Below are 13,434 nucleotides of genomic sequence, written 5' to 3'. Positions count from 1 at the left end.
TTGGGTTCTTTTCACGATGGCAACATATCAACACTTGCCACTACAGCGTGTCGAAGGCGAACTCGATCGCCGAAAGCGACCTGGCTTTGGCCAACCATCAGGTCGAGAGGCCAAAAGCCATGGCGCAAAAATACAGGCCGAAGTTCAAGAAGTTCTCCAGGAACATCAAGCCAAGCCTAAAATTGGCGACATTGACCCGGCGCTCATTTTGAAAGTTGAGACGTCGGGAAACATAAGCGAAGACGAGTGGGCTAAAATTGGTTTGACAGTCCTGGCGAATGGGCCGGGCCAAACATTGATACTCTTTGCAGACGATGTGGAACTAACTGCATTTCAGCAAAAGGTCACCGCATATAATGGCGAAAAACCAGAAAATCAAAAGAGCCAGCCGTATGCTGCGTTAATCGAAGCGATCGAGGCTGTTCGACCAATCGACGCAACCGATCGAATCGGCCCAGTACTAAAGGAGGAAGGCTATGCAACTCCTGAACTCATTCCCGAACCGGCGGAATTCTATGACGTGGAGCTCTGGCCCGTTTCCGGTTTGAACGCGGACTTGTTCGTGCACCGCGTGACCACGGTGCTAGAGCAATTTGAAGGCGTTGTTGTCAGCTCCTATCGAGGTAAGTCCGCACTGCTTATGCGGATGCACGGGACAGGCACCGCCGTTCGTCAGCTATTGGAGTTGCCGGAGATTGCCACCATTGATCGTCCCCCGACACCGGATTGGGCGGAGCTTCCTGCACGCAATATCGAGCTCGGCGACTTGCCTGAGATTCTGCCTCCCGAGAATGGGGCACCGACCATCGGCATAATTGATAGCGGGCTTACCTCCGCACACCCACTAATAGTTGGCTCGTTAGCCGCCGCGTTTGGTGAACCTGCAAGCTTGGGGGACAGCGACGAAAAGGGACACGGCACATCGGTCTCGGGTATTGCCATTTTCGGAGATGTTCGCCAGCGTTTATCCGAAACTCCGTTCCGAGCTAAATTTCGCGTAGCAAGCGCTCGGGTTGTAAATGCGGCGGGGCGTTTCGACGACGAGGAACTCGTCCCTACTCAAATGGAAAATTCTTTCCGTAAGCTGACTGCGGAGTTTGGCTGCCGAGTAATAAACATCTCTTTGGGCGACATCAAAAGGTCCGCGGGCTACAAGCCCAGCGCTTGGGCTGCGACCCTAGATGCTTTGGCCCGAGAGCTAGACATTGTGATCGTCGTCTCGGCAGGTAACGCGTCTTCAGCCTACCTTGCGTCCCTTGGAGACGGTATCGTCACCGCTTATCCGAGGTTCCTCCTTGACGAAGCCAATCGTATTCTTGAGCCTGCAAGCGCAGTCAATGTTCTGACCGTTGGTTCCATCGCGCATTCAAACGGCCTTTCGACTATTGATGCAGAAAACGTCGGCGTGCGATCCATCGCGCAGACATTTCAGCCCTCCCCGTTCACCCGCGCCGGTCCAGGCACTAACAAAGTGCTCAAGCCCGACCTCGTCGACTTTGGCGGAACTGCCGTTTATGATGGGCCGACACAACGACTGCAAAGCGGGTCTGCGCGGGCCAATGCAGGCATTCTTTCTACGCATCACGAATATCTACAGCAGTTGCTTAGTTACTACTCGGGGACGTCATTTGCTGCGCCACTGGTCGCCTACAAGGCCGCATTACTGTTCGAAAGCCTTCCCAACGCGTCAGCAAATCTGGTCAGAGCGCTACTTGCCCTAAGCGCCGAGCATCCGACGGCCATTGATCAAAGTTTCGGAGATGACGACGCGATCTTCAATCTCCTTGGGTACGGCCTGCCTGATGTCGCTAAGGCGCTAGAATCCGAGGACAACCGAGTTGTTCTTATCGCAGAAGACGTTTTGTCGGCAGACAAGTTTGCGGTCTACGAAGTGCCGATCCCCGATGTGTTCCAAACTAAAGGAGCTCGGCAGATTCGGGTGGCGCTCAGTTTCGACCCGCCGGTGAAGCACACGCGGCTCGACTACGCCGGCCTCAAGATGGGATTTCACTTGATACGGGGCGCCAGTGCGAGCGAGGTGTTCGACGCTTTCCGCAAATGGGAGGCTGACGAAGGCCGCGTCTTCCGAATCAAAGAGAGTCTCAAATGTGACTTGAAGCCCGGCGCACAGCGTCGGGAACGGGGCACGCTTCAGTGCGCAACATTCTCGATGACCACCAACTCGCAACGCTATGGAGATAGATATTTCCTCGCGGTCCGTTGTGAAAGTGGCTGGTCTTCAGAGGATCAACGATTCGCCCTTGCCATCGAGTTGCGATCGCGAGCGAACATTCAACTCTATCAAAGAGTTCAAGAACGCGTTCGGATTCGTGTTTAGAGTTCATTCACTGCGGAAAAATGGGCCGCCGTGGTCAATGGGTTCCAGGGACACTCAAGTATTGTGGCAAGTCGCCTTCGAGCCGCATTGGGCATCGATCCCGGTCGATATTTAAAATGGGTCCCCAATCTAAGAGGTGACTTTATCGCAACGGTTTGGAGCTTCTCCGTGCCTTCCAATTAGCTGAAGCCGGATCCAAGACATTGAGCCGATTTTGGCTAAGTCCATTTGACTCATGCGCCCCCTGTTGCCCCGCGAATCCTCCGAAAAATATGGTGACAACGCTCGTTGACAAGGAATTGAAACCTGCAGCGGTGGATCGTAACACGGTCGATGGGCTCTCTAGCCACACTACCCCATCCCCACCTGCCCAGCCTCCCACCCGATCATCGCTTGCTTACGCGTGAGCCCCCAATGGTAACCCGTCAGCGCGCCGCTCTTGCCCAGCGCGCGGTGGCAGGGGACCACGAACGAGATCGGGTTCTTGCCGACGGCGGCGCCGACTGCGCGTGAAGCCTTCGGTGACTCCAGCCGTGTCGCGATGTCGGAGTAGCAGACGGCTCGGCCCATGGGGATCTTGAGCAGGGACTCCCAGACGCGGACCTCGAAATCGGTGCCGATCAGCACGACGCGCAGCGGCTGGTCCGGGCGCCACAAATTCTTGTCGAAGATGCGTTGCGCCAGCGCGGCGGTGCCGGCGACGTCCTCGACATAGGCGGCGCGGGGCCAGCGGCTCTTCATGTCGGCGAGCGCGGAGGCTTCCTCGCCGGGGTCGGCGAAGGCGAGGCCGGCGAGGCCGCGGGGGGTGGCCATGACCAGGGCGATGCCGAACGGGCAGGGGTGGAAGCCGTAGCGCAGGGTGGTGCCGGCGCCGCCGGTCTTCCATTCGCCGGGCGACATCGCTTCATGCGTGACGAACAAATCGTGCAGCCGGCCGGGGCCCGACAGGCCGGAGTCGAGGGCGGCGTCGAGCACGCTGGCCGAGCCCTTCAGCAGGCCCTTGGCGTGGTCGAGCGTCAGCGCCTGCATGAACGCCTTCGGCGTCAGCCCGGCCCAGCGCCGGAACAGATGGTGCAGCTCGTCGGGCGTCAGGCTGGCGGCGTCGGCCATGTCCTCGATGGCCGGCTGCCGGCGCCAGTGCTCGGAAATGAACGCGATCGCGCGGCGCACGGCGTCGTAGTCGCGCAGCGCGGCGGATTGTTGCGGGCCCGGCTTGGCCAGGGCGGAATCGTGAATGGCGAGGGTCATCATGAGTCCGGATGTAGGGCGGCCGGGGCAGGGACTCCACCCGATTTCTGATCGGGAGGCTAGGGGCGGATGTGAGTGGCCTGCACCTCAACCCATGCCCCTACTTGGTTTGCTCCGTCGTTCCGGGGCATTCGCGCGCAAGCGCGAATGCCCCGGAATCTATACCCCCAGGACGATGTGTGAGGCGAGACGCCCATGACCGGCGTGCCCCACACGATGTCCTGTGGGTATGGGTTCCGGGCTCGCGCTGCGCGCGCCCCGGAACGACACCGGAGGTGATGGCGCTGCTTCCGCTTGGGTGGCGGCCCCGCTACAGCGGATTCAGCACCGGCCCGCGTTTCGCGGCCTGCAGGCCTGCCGTCAGCGCCTTCGCAAAACTCGCCTTTTCCTCCGGACCGAGGAAGCTCGCGATCGCCACGCGCTGGCCGCGGGCGACGAGGTAGAGGTTCTCGATGCCGAACTCTTCGTGGCTGACCGTATCGAGCTTCACCCACAGCGGGTTGAAGCGCCATTCCATGACGTGGCCCTTGTGGCTCACCCGGCGAAGCCGCAACTCGGTCAGGGTGACCGAGACCTCCTCATAGGCGCGGGCGCGGCGGAAATTGACCTTGAAGGCCCAGTAGATCGCCAGCGCATCGAGGCCGAAGAAGCCGAGCACCGGCCAGGCGCCCATCAGCAGCGAGGCGAGGCCGCCGACGAAGCTGATGGCGCAGACGACGGCCATCAGCACCATGAAGCCGGTCCGGCTGAGCGAGCGATGCGGCGTCAGCCGGGCTGCGAACAGCTCGGGATCAGCGGCCTCGTTGCCGGTCTCCTGATACGCAAAAGCATTGCCTGGCATCATGGGGCCTCAGTATACCCGGATCATGGCCAAAATCACCCGCCCCCAACGCGCCAAGCCGGTACCGGTTCGCAGCCCCTCCAAAAAGCCTGCCAAAGCCGGGTCGGGAGCAGCTCCCAAGTCCGCTCCCAAGTCGGCGTCCAAGACGCCTCTGAAAAAGGCTCCCAAGACGAGCCCGGCGGCGAAGTCGAAGGCGGCCCCGGCCAAGCCGGTCAAGAAAGCGTTGAAGGCGGCGAAGCCCTGGACACCTGCCGAGATCCGCGAGGCCTTCAGCCGTTTCGCGGCGTCGAACCCGGAGCCCAGGGGCGAGCTCGAGCACCTCAATCCCTACACCTTGCTGGTCGCCGTGGTGCTGTCGGCCCAGGCGACCGACGCCGGTGTCAACAAGGCGACACGGCCACTGTTTAAGGTCGCCGACACGCCGCAGAAGATGATCGCGCTCGGCGAGGAGACCTTGCGCGAGTACATCAAGACCATCGGCCTGTACCGCACCAAGGCCAAGAACGTGATTGCGCTGTCGCAGAAGCTCATCACGGAGTTCGGCGGCGAGGTGCCGCGCACGCGCGGGGAGCTGGAATCGCTGCCCGGCGCCGGACGCAAGACCGCGAATGTCGTGCTCAACATGGCGTTCGGCGAGCACACGATGGCGGTCGACACCCATGTGTTCCGCGTCGGCAACCGCACGGGGCTGGCGCCCGGCAAGACACCGCTCGAGGTCGAGCTCGGGCTGGAAAAGGTGATCCCCGCCGAGTTCATGCTGCATGCCCACCACTGGCTGATCCTGCACGGCCGCTACACCTGTCTGGCGCGCAAGCCGCGCTGCGAGCTGTGCCTGATCAAGGACCTCTGCCGCTGGCCTGAGAAGACCGCCTGATACGTTGTGAACGACGTAAGGTTGCGCGTTGAGAACGCGTTTGACAGTCACTTTAGCGTCACGGTGCGACGCCGTCTCACCATCGCCGGGCCACATCGCCGCCCGCATTGGTCATAAGATGAAACCTGTAATCCGGGCGATGTGAGTGGCGCGTGACAATTCCCGCGTTCTCGGACTTTTCTGCGCCGGGACGTGGGAAGGATCAGCCGCATGGACCATACCGCCGCACTCGTGTCGCTCGCGACGTCGGTGCCCTCGCATCAGTTTCGCCAGAACGAGGTGATGGAAGCGGCGCGCGTGGTGCTGTCGCCGCGCTTTCCGCAGTTCGACACGATGGCGAGCCTGTTCGCCAACACCGGCATCCGCCAGCGCTACGGCGTCAAGCCGATCGAATGGTATATGGAGCGGCGCGGCTGGCCGGAGCGCACGGAAGCGTATCTCGAAGGCGCAGAGGCGCTGTTTGTCGATGCCGCCAACAAGGCGCTGGCGCAGGCCGATCTCACGGCCGCCGACATCGACACCATCGTCAGCGTGAGCTCGACCGGCATTGCGACGCCGACCTTGGAGGCGCGCGTCGCCGGCCGGATGGGCTTTCGCTCGGATGTCTCGCGCGTGCCGGTGTTCGGGCTCGGCTGCGCCGGCGGCGTTTCGGGCCTCTCGATTGCCGCGCGGCTGGCGCAGGCACGGCCCGGCACCAACGTGCTGTTCGTGACTTTCGAACTCTGCACCCTCGCCGTGCGCCATGACGAGCTGAGCAAGGCCAACATCGTCGCGCTCAGCCTGTTCGGCGATGGCGCCGCAGCCGCGATCCTGCGCGCCGGTGACGGCGGCCAGACGCGCGTCGAGGCGACCGGCGAGAAGCTGTGGCCGGATACGCTGGATATCATGGGCTGGAGCGTCGATCCCGAAGGGTTTGGGGTGATCTTCCAGCGCACCATTCCGGACTTCGTCACCGCGAACATGGGCCCGGCGGTCACCGAGATCCTCGGCAACATGAAGCTCTCGCCATCGGAGGTCGATCGCTTCGTCTGCCATCCCGGCGGCGCCAAGGTGATCACGGCGCTGGAGCGCGCGCTGTCGATCGGCCAGGGCACGCTGGATCATGAGCGCGAGATCATCGCCGACTACGGCAACATGTCCGCGCCGACGGTGCTGTTCGTGCTGGAGCGCGCCCGCGCGCGGGGCTTGCCGCCGCGCTCGGTGCTGACAGCGCTCGGACCAGGTTTCACCGCAAGCTGTGTTTCACTGAGGCACGCCGCATGACCTTCGCCGCCTTCGTCCTCGCCCTCGTCACCATGCAGCGGCTCGGCGAGCTCGTGCTCGCCCGCCACAACACCAGGCGCCTGCGCGCCATGGGCGCGGTGGAGGTCGGGGCGGATCACTATCCGCTGATGATCTCGATGCACGCGGCCTGGCTGGTGTCGCTGTGGCTGCTCGGCTCCGATCAGGAGGTCGACCCGTGGCTGCTGTCGGGCTTCGTGCTGCTGCAGGGCCTGCGCTGGTGGGTGCTGGCGACGCTCGGCCCGCGCTGGACGACGCGCATCATCATCCTGCCTGGCGCGCCCTTGGTGACCGATGGTCCGTATCGCTACATCTCGCATCCGAACTATCTGGTCGTCACCGCGGAGATCGCGCTGCTGCCGCTGGCGCTGCACCTGCCGCTGATGGCGCTGATCTTCTCCGGGTTGAATGCGGCGGTGCTGTTCATCCGCATCCGCGCCGAATCCGAGGCGTTGTCGGGCGTCAGTGGCGGCCAGACCGCATGAGCGCACCGGCCGCCGCGCCGCAGGGCACGCCGGGCATCACCACCTGGCTCGGCTTCATCCTGATGTGCGTCGGCATGTTCATGGCCATCCTGGACATCCAGGTGGTGGCGACGTCGCTGCCGACCATCCAGGAGGCGCTCGGCATCTCGCCCGAGGCGATGAGCTGGATCCAGACCGCGTATCTGATCGCCGAGATCATCGCCATTCCGCTGACCGGCCTGCTGACGCGCGTGTTCAGCCTGCGCTGGCTGTTCGTCGGCGCCGTCAGCACCTTCACTTTGGCCTCGCTCGGCTGCGCGCTGAGCGGCAGCTTTCACATGCTGCTGGCGTTTCGCGTGGTGCAGGGCTTCTTCGGCGGCCTCTTGATCCCCGTGGTGTTCTCCGCGGTGTTCCTGCTGTTTCCGGCGCGGCTGCATGCCCTGGCAACCACGATCGGCGGCGTCGTCGCGGTGCTCGCGCCGACCATCGGGCCCGTCGTCGGCGGCTTCATCACCAACACCTGGTCGTGGCCGTGGCTGTTCCTCATCAACATCGCGCCCGGCATCATCGCGGCGACCGCGACGCCGGCTTTGCTGCCGAAGCAGCGCATGAACCTGCTCGAGCTCGACAAGCTCGATCTGCTGGCACTGCTGCTGCTGGCGGTGTCGCTGGCGAGCCTCGAGCTCGGGCTGAAGGAGGCGCCGAAAGGCGGCTGGCTGTCGTCGAACTGCATTGCGCTGCTGGTGCTGAGCGCGTCGTGTCTCACCTTGTTGATCCAGCGCCTGCTGTCGTCAGCGCATCCGATCCTGCGGCTCGGCAGCTTTCAGCGCCGCTCATTCACGCTCGGCTGCCTGTCGAGTTTTTGCCTCGGCATCGGGCTGTTCGGCTCGGTCTACCTGATGCCGGTGTTCCTCGCCTTCGTGCGCGGGCACGATGCGTTCGAGATCGGCAAGATCATGCTGGTGACCGGCGTGGCCCAGCTGATCGCTGCTCCCCTGGTAACGGCGCTGGACGGCAAGGTCGATGCGCGACTACTCACCGCGTTCGGCTTCGTGCTGTTCGGCTTCGGCCTGGCTGCGAGCGCGTTCCAGCCGCCGACGGCGGACTATCAGGAGATGTTCTGGCCGCAGGTGGTGCGCGGCGTCGGCATCATGTTCTGCCTGCTGCCGCCGACGCGGATCGCGCTCGGTGACCTGCCGCAGGCCGAGGTTGCCGATGCCAGCGGCCTGTTCAATCTGATGCGCAATCTCGGCGGCGCGATCGGCATCGCGCTGATCGACACCATCATCTACGGCCGCGTCACCCTGCATGCCCAGGCCTTTCGCGACCGCCTGATGGCCGGCGACACCGCGACCGCCAAGGCGATCGGGCTGGCGCCGGAGCTGCTGCGCAACCGGCCGCGCGGCATATCGGAGGAACAGGCCATCGCCTATGTCCGCCCGCTGGTGGAGAAGGCCTCGCTCGCGTTGTGCGTCAACGAGGCCTGGACGCTGCTCGCCGGCGTCGCGCTGCTCGGCTTCGTGCTCATTCCCTTCGCCCGCAACAAGGCCGCGAGCCTGTCGCCGCGGATGATGGCGCTAGAGGCTGCGCAGCCGGCGCTCCGGCGACGGCTCGATCAGCTCGGGCCGCGGTCCGGATAGGCGCTTGTGCAAATGGACCATGAAGGCCATGCCGAACAGCGGCGTCGCCAGGTTCACGATCGGGATGGTCACGAAGGCCGCGATGATCAGTCCCGCGGTGAACACGGTGACGGCATTGTCGCGCCGCATCGCCTTGGCTTCCGCCGGCGGCCGGAACCGCATCGCCGCCAGCTCGAAATATTCGCGGCCGAGCAGCCAGGCGGTGGCGATGAAGAAGATCACGAAGCCGGCGCCGGCCAGGAACACGAAGGGCAGGGCGATCAGGTAGACCAGGATGGTGAGGCCGGCCGCCTTCAGGCCCTCGGCCATGGCGATGCCGAACGGCAGCGCGACGCCGGGTCGCTCCGCCGGATAGTGCTCGCGCTCGACCAGGTCGGCGACATCGTCGACAAACAGACTCGCGACCACCGAGGTGATCGCCGGCATCAGCATGATGCCGCCGAACACGACGCCGAAGCCGGCGGCGATCGAGATGATCCAGGCCAGCACGTCCAGCGTCGTATGCGAGCCGGGTCCGAGCATGGCTTCAGCCCAGCCTTCGCCGGCCGTCGCCAGCCAGCTCAGCAGCCGCTGCAGCCCGATCGCGAGCACCGTGATCAGCACCAGCGCCAGCCCCACCGAGCGCCACAGGATCGAGCGCATCGGCGGCGACAGAATCTGCGAAATCGCCTTGACGGCGGAGTCGATCATTATCGTGGAACCTCTCTGCCAGACACGCAACAGGAGTTAGACATGCGGGCGGGCTTCGGCAAGCCCGTCCTCCCCACCGCACGTAGACGCGTCTAGACTGCTTCCCCCGTCATTGCGAGCGGAGCGAAGCAATCCAGGGTCGTGGGCGGGACTCTGGATTGCTTCGCTGCGCTCGCAATGACGGAAGATAGAGCGTACGTCCCATCACAGCCTGGTCGCCCGCAGCCGCAGCGCGTTGCCGACGACGCTCACCGACGACAGCGACATCGCCGCCGCGGCGATGATCGGCGACAGCAGGATGCCGAACAGGGGATAGAGGACGCCCGCGGCGATCGGGATGCCGGCGGCGTTGTAGATGAAGGCGAAGAACAGGTTCTGGCGGATGTTGCGCATAGTCGCGGCTGACAGTTTTCGCGCCCGCGCGATGCCGCCGAGATCGCCTTGCAACAGCGTGACGCCGGCGCTCTCCATCGCGACATCGGTGCCGGTGCCCATGGCGATGCCGACATCGGCGGCCGCCAGCGCCGGCGCGTCGTTGACGCCGTCGCCGGCCATCGCGACCACCTTGCCGCTGGCGCGCAGCCGCGCGACGACGGCGCTCTTCTGGTCCGGCAGCACCTCGGCCTCGACCTCGGTGATGCCGATTTTTCGCGCGACCGCCGTGGCCGTGGTGCGGTTGTCGCCGGTCAGCATGATCACCTTGATGCCGTCGGCCGCCAGCGCCTTCAGCGCGTCCGGCGTGGAGGCCTTGACCGGATCGGCGATCGCGAACAGCGCGGCGGGCTTGCCGTCGACGGCCATCGTGATCACGGTCGCACCCTCTTCGCGCAGCCGCTTGCTCTCGACGCCGAGCGCATCGGTGATGATGCCGAGCGAGGCGAGATAGGTCGCGGTGCCGAGCACGACGGCCTTGCCATCGACATCGCCGCGCGCGCCCTTGCCGGTCGGCGCATCGAAGCCGCTCACGACGGCGAGCTTGATGTTGCGCTCCATGGCATGACGCACCACGGCCTCGGCCAGCGGATGCTCGCTGGCCCGCTCGACGCTGGCCGCCAGCCGCAGTGCCTCAGCTTCGTCGAAGCCCTGAGCCGTGACGATGCTGGTCACCTTCGGCTTGCCCTCGGTCAAGGTGCCGGTCTTGTCGACGACCAGCGTATCGACCTTCTCCATCCGCTCCAGCGCCTCGGCGCTCTTGATCAGCACACCGGCCTGCGCGCCGCGGCCGACCCCGACCATGATCGACATCGGGGTCGCGAGTCCCAGCGCGCAGGGGCAGGCGATGATCAGCACGCTCACGGCCGCGACGAGGCCGAAGGCGAAGCGCGGCTCGGGTCCGAACGCGTACCACGCGATGAAAGCCGTGATCGCGGCTGCGATCACGGTCGGCACGAACCAACCGGCGACCTGGTCGGCGAGGCGCTGGATCGGCGCGCGCGAGCGCTGCGCGTCGGCGACCATCTGCACGATCTGCGACAGCAGGGTCTCGCGCCCGACCTTGTCGGCGCGCATCACGAAGCTGCCGGTCTGGTTCAACGTGCCGGCGATGACGCGCTCGCCTTCGTCCTTGGTGACTGGCATCGACTCGCCTGTCACCAGCGACTCGTCGAGCGATGAGCGGCCCTCGAGGATGATGCCGTCGACCGGCACCTTCTCGCCGGGGCGCACGCGCAGCCGGTCGCCGACGGCGAGCTCGGTGATCTCCACCTCATGGTCGTTGCCATCGGCATCGAGTCGCCGCGCCGTCTTCGGCGCGAGCTGCAACAGCGCCTTGATCGCGCCCGACGTCGCCTCGCGCGCACGCAGCTCCAGCACCTGGCCGAGCAGCACGAGGATGGTGATGACGGAGGCCGCCTCGAAATACACCGCCACCGCGCCGCCATGACCGCGGAACGCGGGCGGAAACGCCTGTGGCGCCAGGGTCGCGATCACGCTGTAGACATAGGCGACGCCCGTGCCCATCGCGATCAGGGTGAACATGTTGAGATTGCGGGTCTGGACCGATTGCCAGCCGCGCACGAAGAACGGCCAGCCCGCCCACAGCACGACTGGCGTTGCCAGCGCGAGCTGGATCCAGTTCGACAGCACGGGATCGATCAGGCCGTGACCGCCGACGAGATGTCCGCCCATCTCCAGCACGACGACGGGAGCGGAAAGCACGGCGCCGATCCAGAATCGCCTGCTCATGTCGGCGAGCTCGGGATTGGGTGCGTCGTCGAGGCTGATGACGTCTGGCTCCAGCGCCATGCCGCAGATCGGGCAGGTGCCAGGACCTTCCTGCCGGATCTCGGGATGCATCGGGCAGGTGTAGATCGTGCCCGCCGGCATCGCCGGCGGCGGCTCGCGCTTCTCCAGATATTTGGCGGGATCGGCGGCGAACTTGGTGCGGCAGCCGGCGGAGCAGAAATGGAAGGTCTGTCCCTGAAGCTCGAAGCGGTGCTTCGACGTCGCCGGGTCGACGGACATGCCGCAGACGGGATCCTTCACCTTCACGAGTTCAGGCGGGGCGTGGTCGTGGCCGCCGCAGCATGCGCTCGCTTCGCTCGTCGGCGCCGCTTCGGCACGATCGCTGCAACACGCGTCCGCAGTCGGCTGCTTTTGTCCGGTTTCCACCGTGCCCTCCTGCGATCCGCAGCCGCATCCGCCGGTCGGGGCCGCCGCGCCGCCGTGTCCGTGTTCGGTGTCCGACATTGCCAGCCTCGCCTCTTGAAACCTATACCCTCTAGGGGTATATAGGCCGCATGCGCGACGACATCAAGACATCCTGTCAGAAACGTTTGAGCCGGATCGAAGGGCAGGTCAGGGGCCTGTCGAAAATGGTCGAGGACAACCGCTACTGCATCGACATCGTGACGCAGATCTCCGCTGTCAGGGCGGCGCTGCGGCGGGTCGAGGAGGAGATTTTGCGCGATCACGTCGCGCATTGCGTCGAGCACGCGATTGCCTCCGGCGACAAGGCCGATCAGCGGCAGAAGATCGCGGAGCTGATGGACGTGATCGGGCGGTCTGATCGCTGAGCAGAATAGACGGCGCTCACACCGCGACCTTGCGCCGTCGTGTAGCTGCGCGCGGCGCGACCTTTCGGACTGGCTCGGCGACGAGGAAATACTCGCTGACGACGAGCCGTTCGCTGACCTTCTCGGTCATCACTTCCTGAGCCGGAATCGGGTGCGTCGCTTCTTCGTCAGCCGCTTCAGGAACGAGCGGCGGCGCTGTGACGGCTCCTGGAAACACGGCGAACTCGCCCGCTACCTCCGCGAGCGGCTTTTGCTTGTCGGCCCAGTGCAGTGCCGTGTAGTCGAAACCGTTGACGATGGTCGGCTTGATGATCTCGAAATAGGGCGAGATGTCGAAGTCGCGCGGCATGTAGAGCGATGAATCGCGGATGTGCAGGATCTCGCGCTTGGCACGCCGAGACGGCGCCCGCGTGATCTTCGGCAGGATCGGATAGCGCACCGCGTCGAACGCCTGCGCGATCAGCGCCGAGCAGATCATCTTGGTCGGATCACCCGAGCCCAGCGCGATCATGCGCCGCCGCCAGCGCTGCGGGATCGGCAGCGGAATCAGGAAGCGCATCAGGTCGACGATGTTCTTGGTGTCGTAGCCGAAGCCGATGCGGTTGATGGCGTAGCGGCACACCGTGTGCCGGTCCTCGAAGGTCAGGCCGACGGGGCGGCACACGCGGGTGTGATAGGCAAAGTATTTCGACAGCGGCGCCGAGATCACGCCGTCGCCGACATAGGCTTCCACCAGCACGTGCGGCTCGCCGTCAGGCTCGACGGCGCCGTCGATCGGCCCGACATAGAGCGCAGCGTGCGACCAGGTCGACTGCGTCAGGTATTTGATGATGCCGGAGATGCGGCTGTTGCCTTCGACCAGCAGCACGTCGCCGGGCTGCATATCCTTGCGGAGATACTCCGGATCGCTCGGCGTGAACGGCTCATAGCCCGGGATCTCCTTCTGGAGATAGGCGGCAATCAGCTTGCCGATGTGATCAAGCACGATACCCATTACGCTCCCCGGGCGACCTTGGCCGGCCGCCTGCTTACCTTCTTCCATGA

11 protein-coding genes are annotated in these 13,434 nt (G+C 64.7%); 6 read left to right on the top strand and 5 right to left on the bottom strand.

Annotated elements, in window-relative coordinates; translation table 11 throughout:
• Positions 1–16: 16 nt before the first annotated feature.
• The gene (locus S58_RS00850) at positions 17–2,338 is read left to right on the top strand and encodes a S8 family peptidase (RefSeq protein ID WP_015663328.1); all 2,322 of its coding nucleotides are present in this window, start codon (positions 17–19) and stop codon (positions 2,336–2,338) included.
• 351 nt (positions 2,339–2,689) lie between these two features.
• On the opposite strand, the gene S58_RS00845 is transcribed toward S58_RS00850, so the two are convergent.
• Both S58_RS00845 and S58_RS00840 read right to left on the bottom strand, forming a co-directional pair.
• Positions 2,690–3,589: a methylated-DNA--[protein]-cysteine S-methyltransferase gene (locus tag S58_RS00845; RefSeq protein ID WP_042338502.1), complete on the bottom strand. Its 900-nt coding sequence runs from the start codon at positions 3,587–3,589 to the stop codon at positions 2,690–2,692.
• Between the two features lie 307 nt (positions 3,590–3,896).
• Positions 3,897–4,430 carry a DUF2244 domain-containing protein gene (locus S58_RS00840; RefSeq protein WP_015663326.1) on the bottom strand — a complete coding sequence of 178 codons (534 nt, stop codon included), beginning with the start codon at positions 4,428–4,430 and terminating at the stop codon, positions 3,897–3,899.
• Between the two features lie 22 nt (positions 4,431–4,452).
• On the opposite strand from S58_RS00840, the gene nth reads away from it, so the two are divergent.
• The 4 genes from nth (at position 4,453) to S58_RS00820 (ending at position 8,686) form a co-directional block, all read left to right on the top strand.
• Complete coding sequence (nth, locus tag S58_RS00835; protein WP_042338499.1) at positions 4,453–5,301, top strand: endonuclease III; 849 nt, start codon at positions 4,453–4,455, stop codon at positions 5,299–5,301.
• Between the two features lie 210 nt (positions 5,302–5,511).
• A complete protein-coding gene (locus tag S58_RS00830) occupies positions 5,512–6,564 on the top strand; it encodes a type III polyketide synthase (RefSeq protein WP_015663324.1) in 1,053 nt (350 codons plus the stop codon).
• Positions 6,561–7,067, top strand: coding sequence for an isoprenylcysteine carboxyl methyltransferase family protein (locus tag S58_RS00825; RefSeq protein ID WP_015663323.1), 507 nt, complete (start codon positions 6,561–6,563; stop codon positions 7,065–7,067). The genes S58_RS00830 and S58_RS00825 overlap by 4 nt, the downstream gene beginning before the upstream one ends.
• On the top strand, positions 7,064–8,686 hold the full coding sequence (locus S58_RS00820; protein ID WP_042338498.1) for a DHA2 family efflux MFS transporter permease subunit: 1,623 nt from the start codon (positions 7,064–7,066) through the stop codon (positions 8,684–8,686). Before S58_RS00825 ends, S58_RS00820 begins: the two co-directional genes overlap by 4 nt.
• On the opposite strand, the gene S58_RS00815 is transcribed toward S58_RS00820, so the two are convergent.
• The gene (locus S58_RS00815; RefSeq protein ID WP_015663321.1) at positions 8,624–9,376 is read right to left on the bottom strand and encodes a sulfate transporter family protein; all 753 of its coding nucleotides are present in this window, start codon (positions 9,374–9,376) and stop codon (positions 8,624–8,626) included. The genes S58_RS00820 and S58_RS00815 overlap by 63 nt on opposite strands.
• Positions 9,377–9,580: 204 nt before the next feature.
• Positions 9,581–12,064, bottom strand: coding sequence for a heavy metal translocating P-type ATPase (locus tag S58_RS00810; protein ID WP_042338496.1), 2,484 nt, complete (start codon positions 12,062–12,064; stop codon positions 9,581–9,583).
• A 50-nt stretch (positions 12,065–12,114) separates the two neighbouring features.
• On the opposite strand from S58_RS00810, the gene S58_RS00805 reads away from it, so the two are divergent.
• A complete protein-coding gene (locus S58_RS00805) occupies positions 12,115–12,390 on the top strand; it encodes a metal-sensitive transcriptional regulator (protein ID WP_015663319.1) in 276 nt (91 codons plus the stop codon).
• A gap of 16 nt (positions 12,391–12,406) precedes the next feature.
• Here the strand turns inward: S58_RS00805 and S58_RS00800 are convergent, their stop codons facing one another.
• Positions 12,407–13,384, bottom strand: a complete 978-nt coding sequence (locus S58_RS00800) for a YiiX/YebB-like N1pC/P60 family cysteine hydrolase (protein WP_015663318.1) — start codon at positions 13,382–13,384, stop codon at positions 12,407–12,409.
• Positions 13,385–13,434: the final 50 nt, after the last annotated feature.

This window comes from Bradyrhizobium oligotrophicum S58 (assembly GCF_000344805.1).
GTDB classification, from domain to species: Bacteria; Pseudomonadota; Alphaproteobacteria; order Rhizobiales; family Xanthobacteraceae; genus Bradyrhizobium; species Bradyrhizobium oligotrophicum.
This window is presented reverse-complemented; position numbering and strand designations above follow the sequence as displayed.

Excerpts from the sequence above, each read along its gene's own strand:
- S58_RS00850 (WP_015663328.1), top strand. The coding sequence starts at position 17 with ATGGCAACATATCAACACTTGCCACTACAGCGTGTCGAAGGCGAACTC.
- S58_RS00845 (WP_042338502.1), bottom strand. The coding sequence starts at position 3,589 with ATGATGACCCTCGCCATTCACGATTCCGCCCTGGCCAAGCCGGGCCCG.
- S58_RS00840 (WP_015663326.1), bottom strand. The coding sequence starts at position 4,430 with ATGATGCCAGGCAATGCTTTTGCGTATCAGGAGACCGGCAACGAGGCC.
- nth (WP_042338499.1), top strand. The coding sequence starts at position 4,453 with ATGGCCAAAATCACCCGCCCCCAACGCGCCAAGCCGGTACCGGTTCGC.
- S58_RS00830 (WP_015663324.1), top strand. The coding sequence starts at position 5,512 with ATGGACCATACCGCCGCACTCGTGTCGCTCGCGACGTCGGTGCCCTCG.
- S58_RS00825 (WP_015663323.1), top strand. The coding sequence starts at position 6,561 with ATGACCTTCGCCGCCTTCGTCCTCGCCCTCGTCACCATGCAGCGGCTC.
- S58_RS00820 (WP_042338498.1), top strand. The coding sequence starts at position 7,064 with ATGAGCGCACCGGCCGCCGCGCCGCAGGGCACGCCGGGCATCACCACC.
- S58_RS00815 (WP_015663321.1), bottom strand. The coding sequence starts at position 9,376 with ATGATCGACTCCGCCGTCAAGGCGATTTCGCAGATTCTGTCGCCGCCG.
- S58_RS00810 (WP_042338496.1), bottom strand. The coding sequence starts at position 12,064 with ATGTCGGACACCGAACACGGACACGGCGGCGCGGCGGCCCCGACCGGC.
- S58_RS00805 (WP_015663319.1), top strand. The coding sequence starts at position 12,115 with ATGCGCGACGACATCAAGACATCCTGTCAGAAACGTTTGAGCCGGATC.
- S58_RS00800 (WP_015663318.1), bottom strand. The coding sequence starts at position 13,384 with ATGGGTATCGTGCTTGATCACATCGGCAAGCTGATTGCCGCCTATCTC.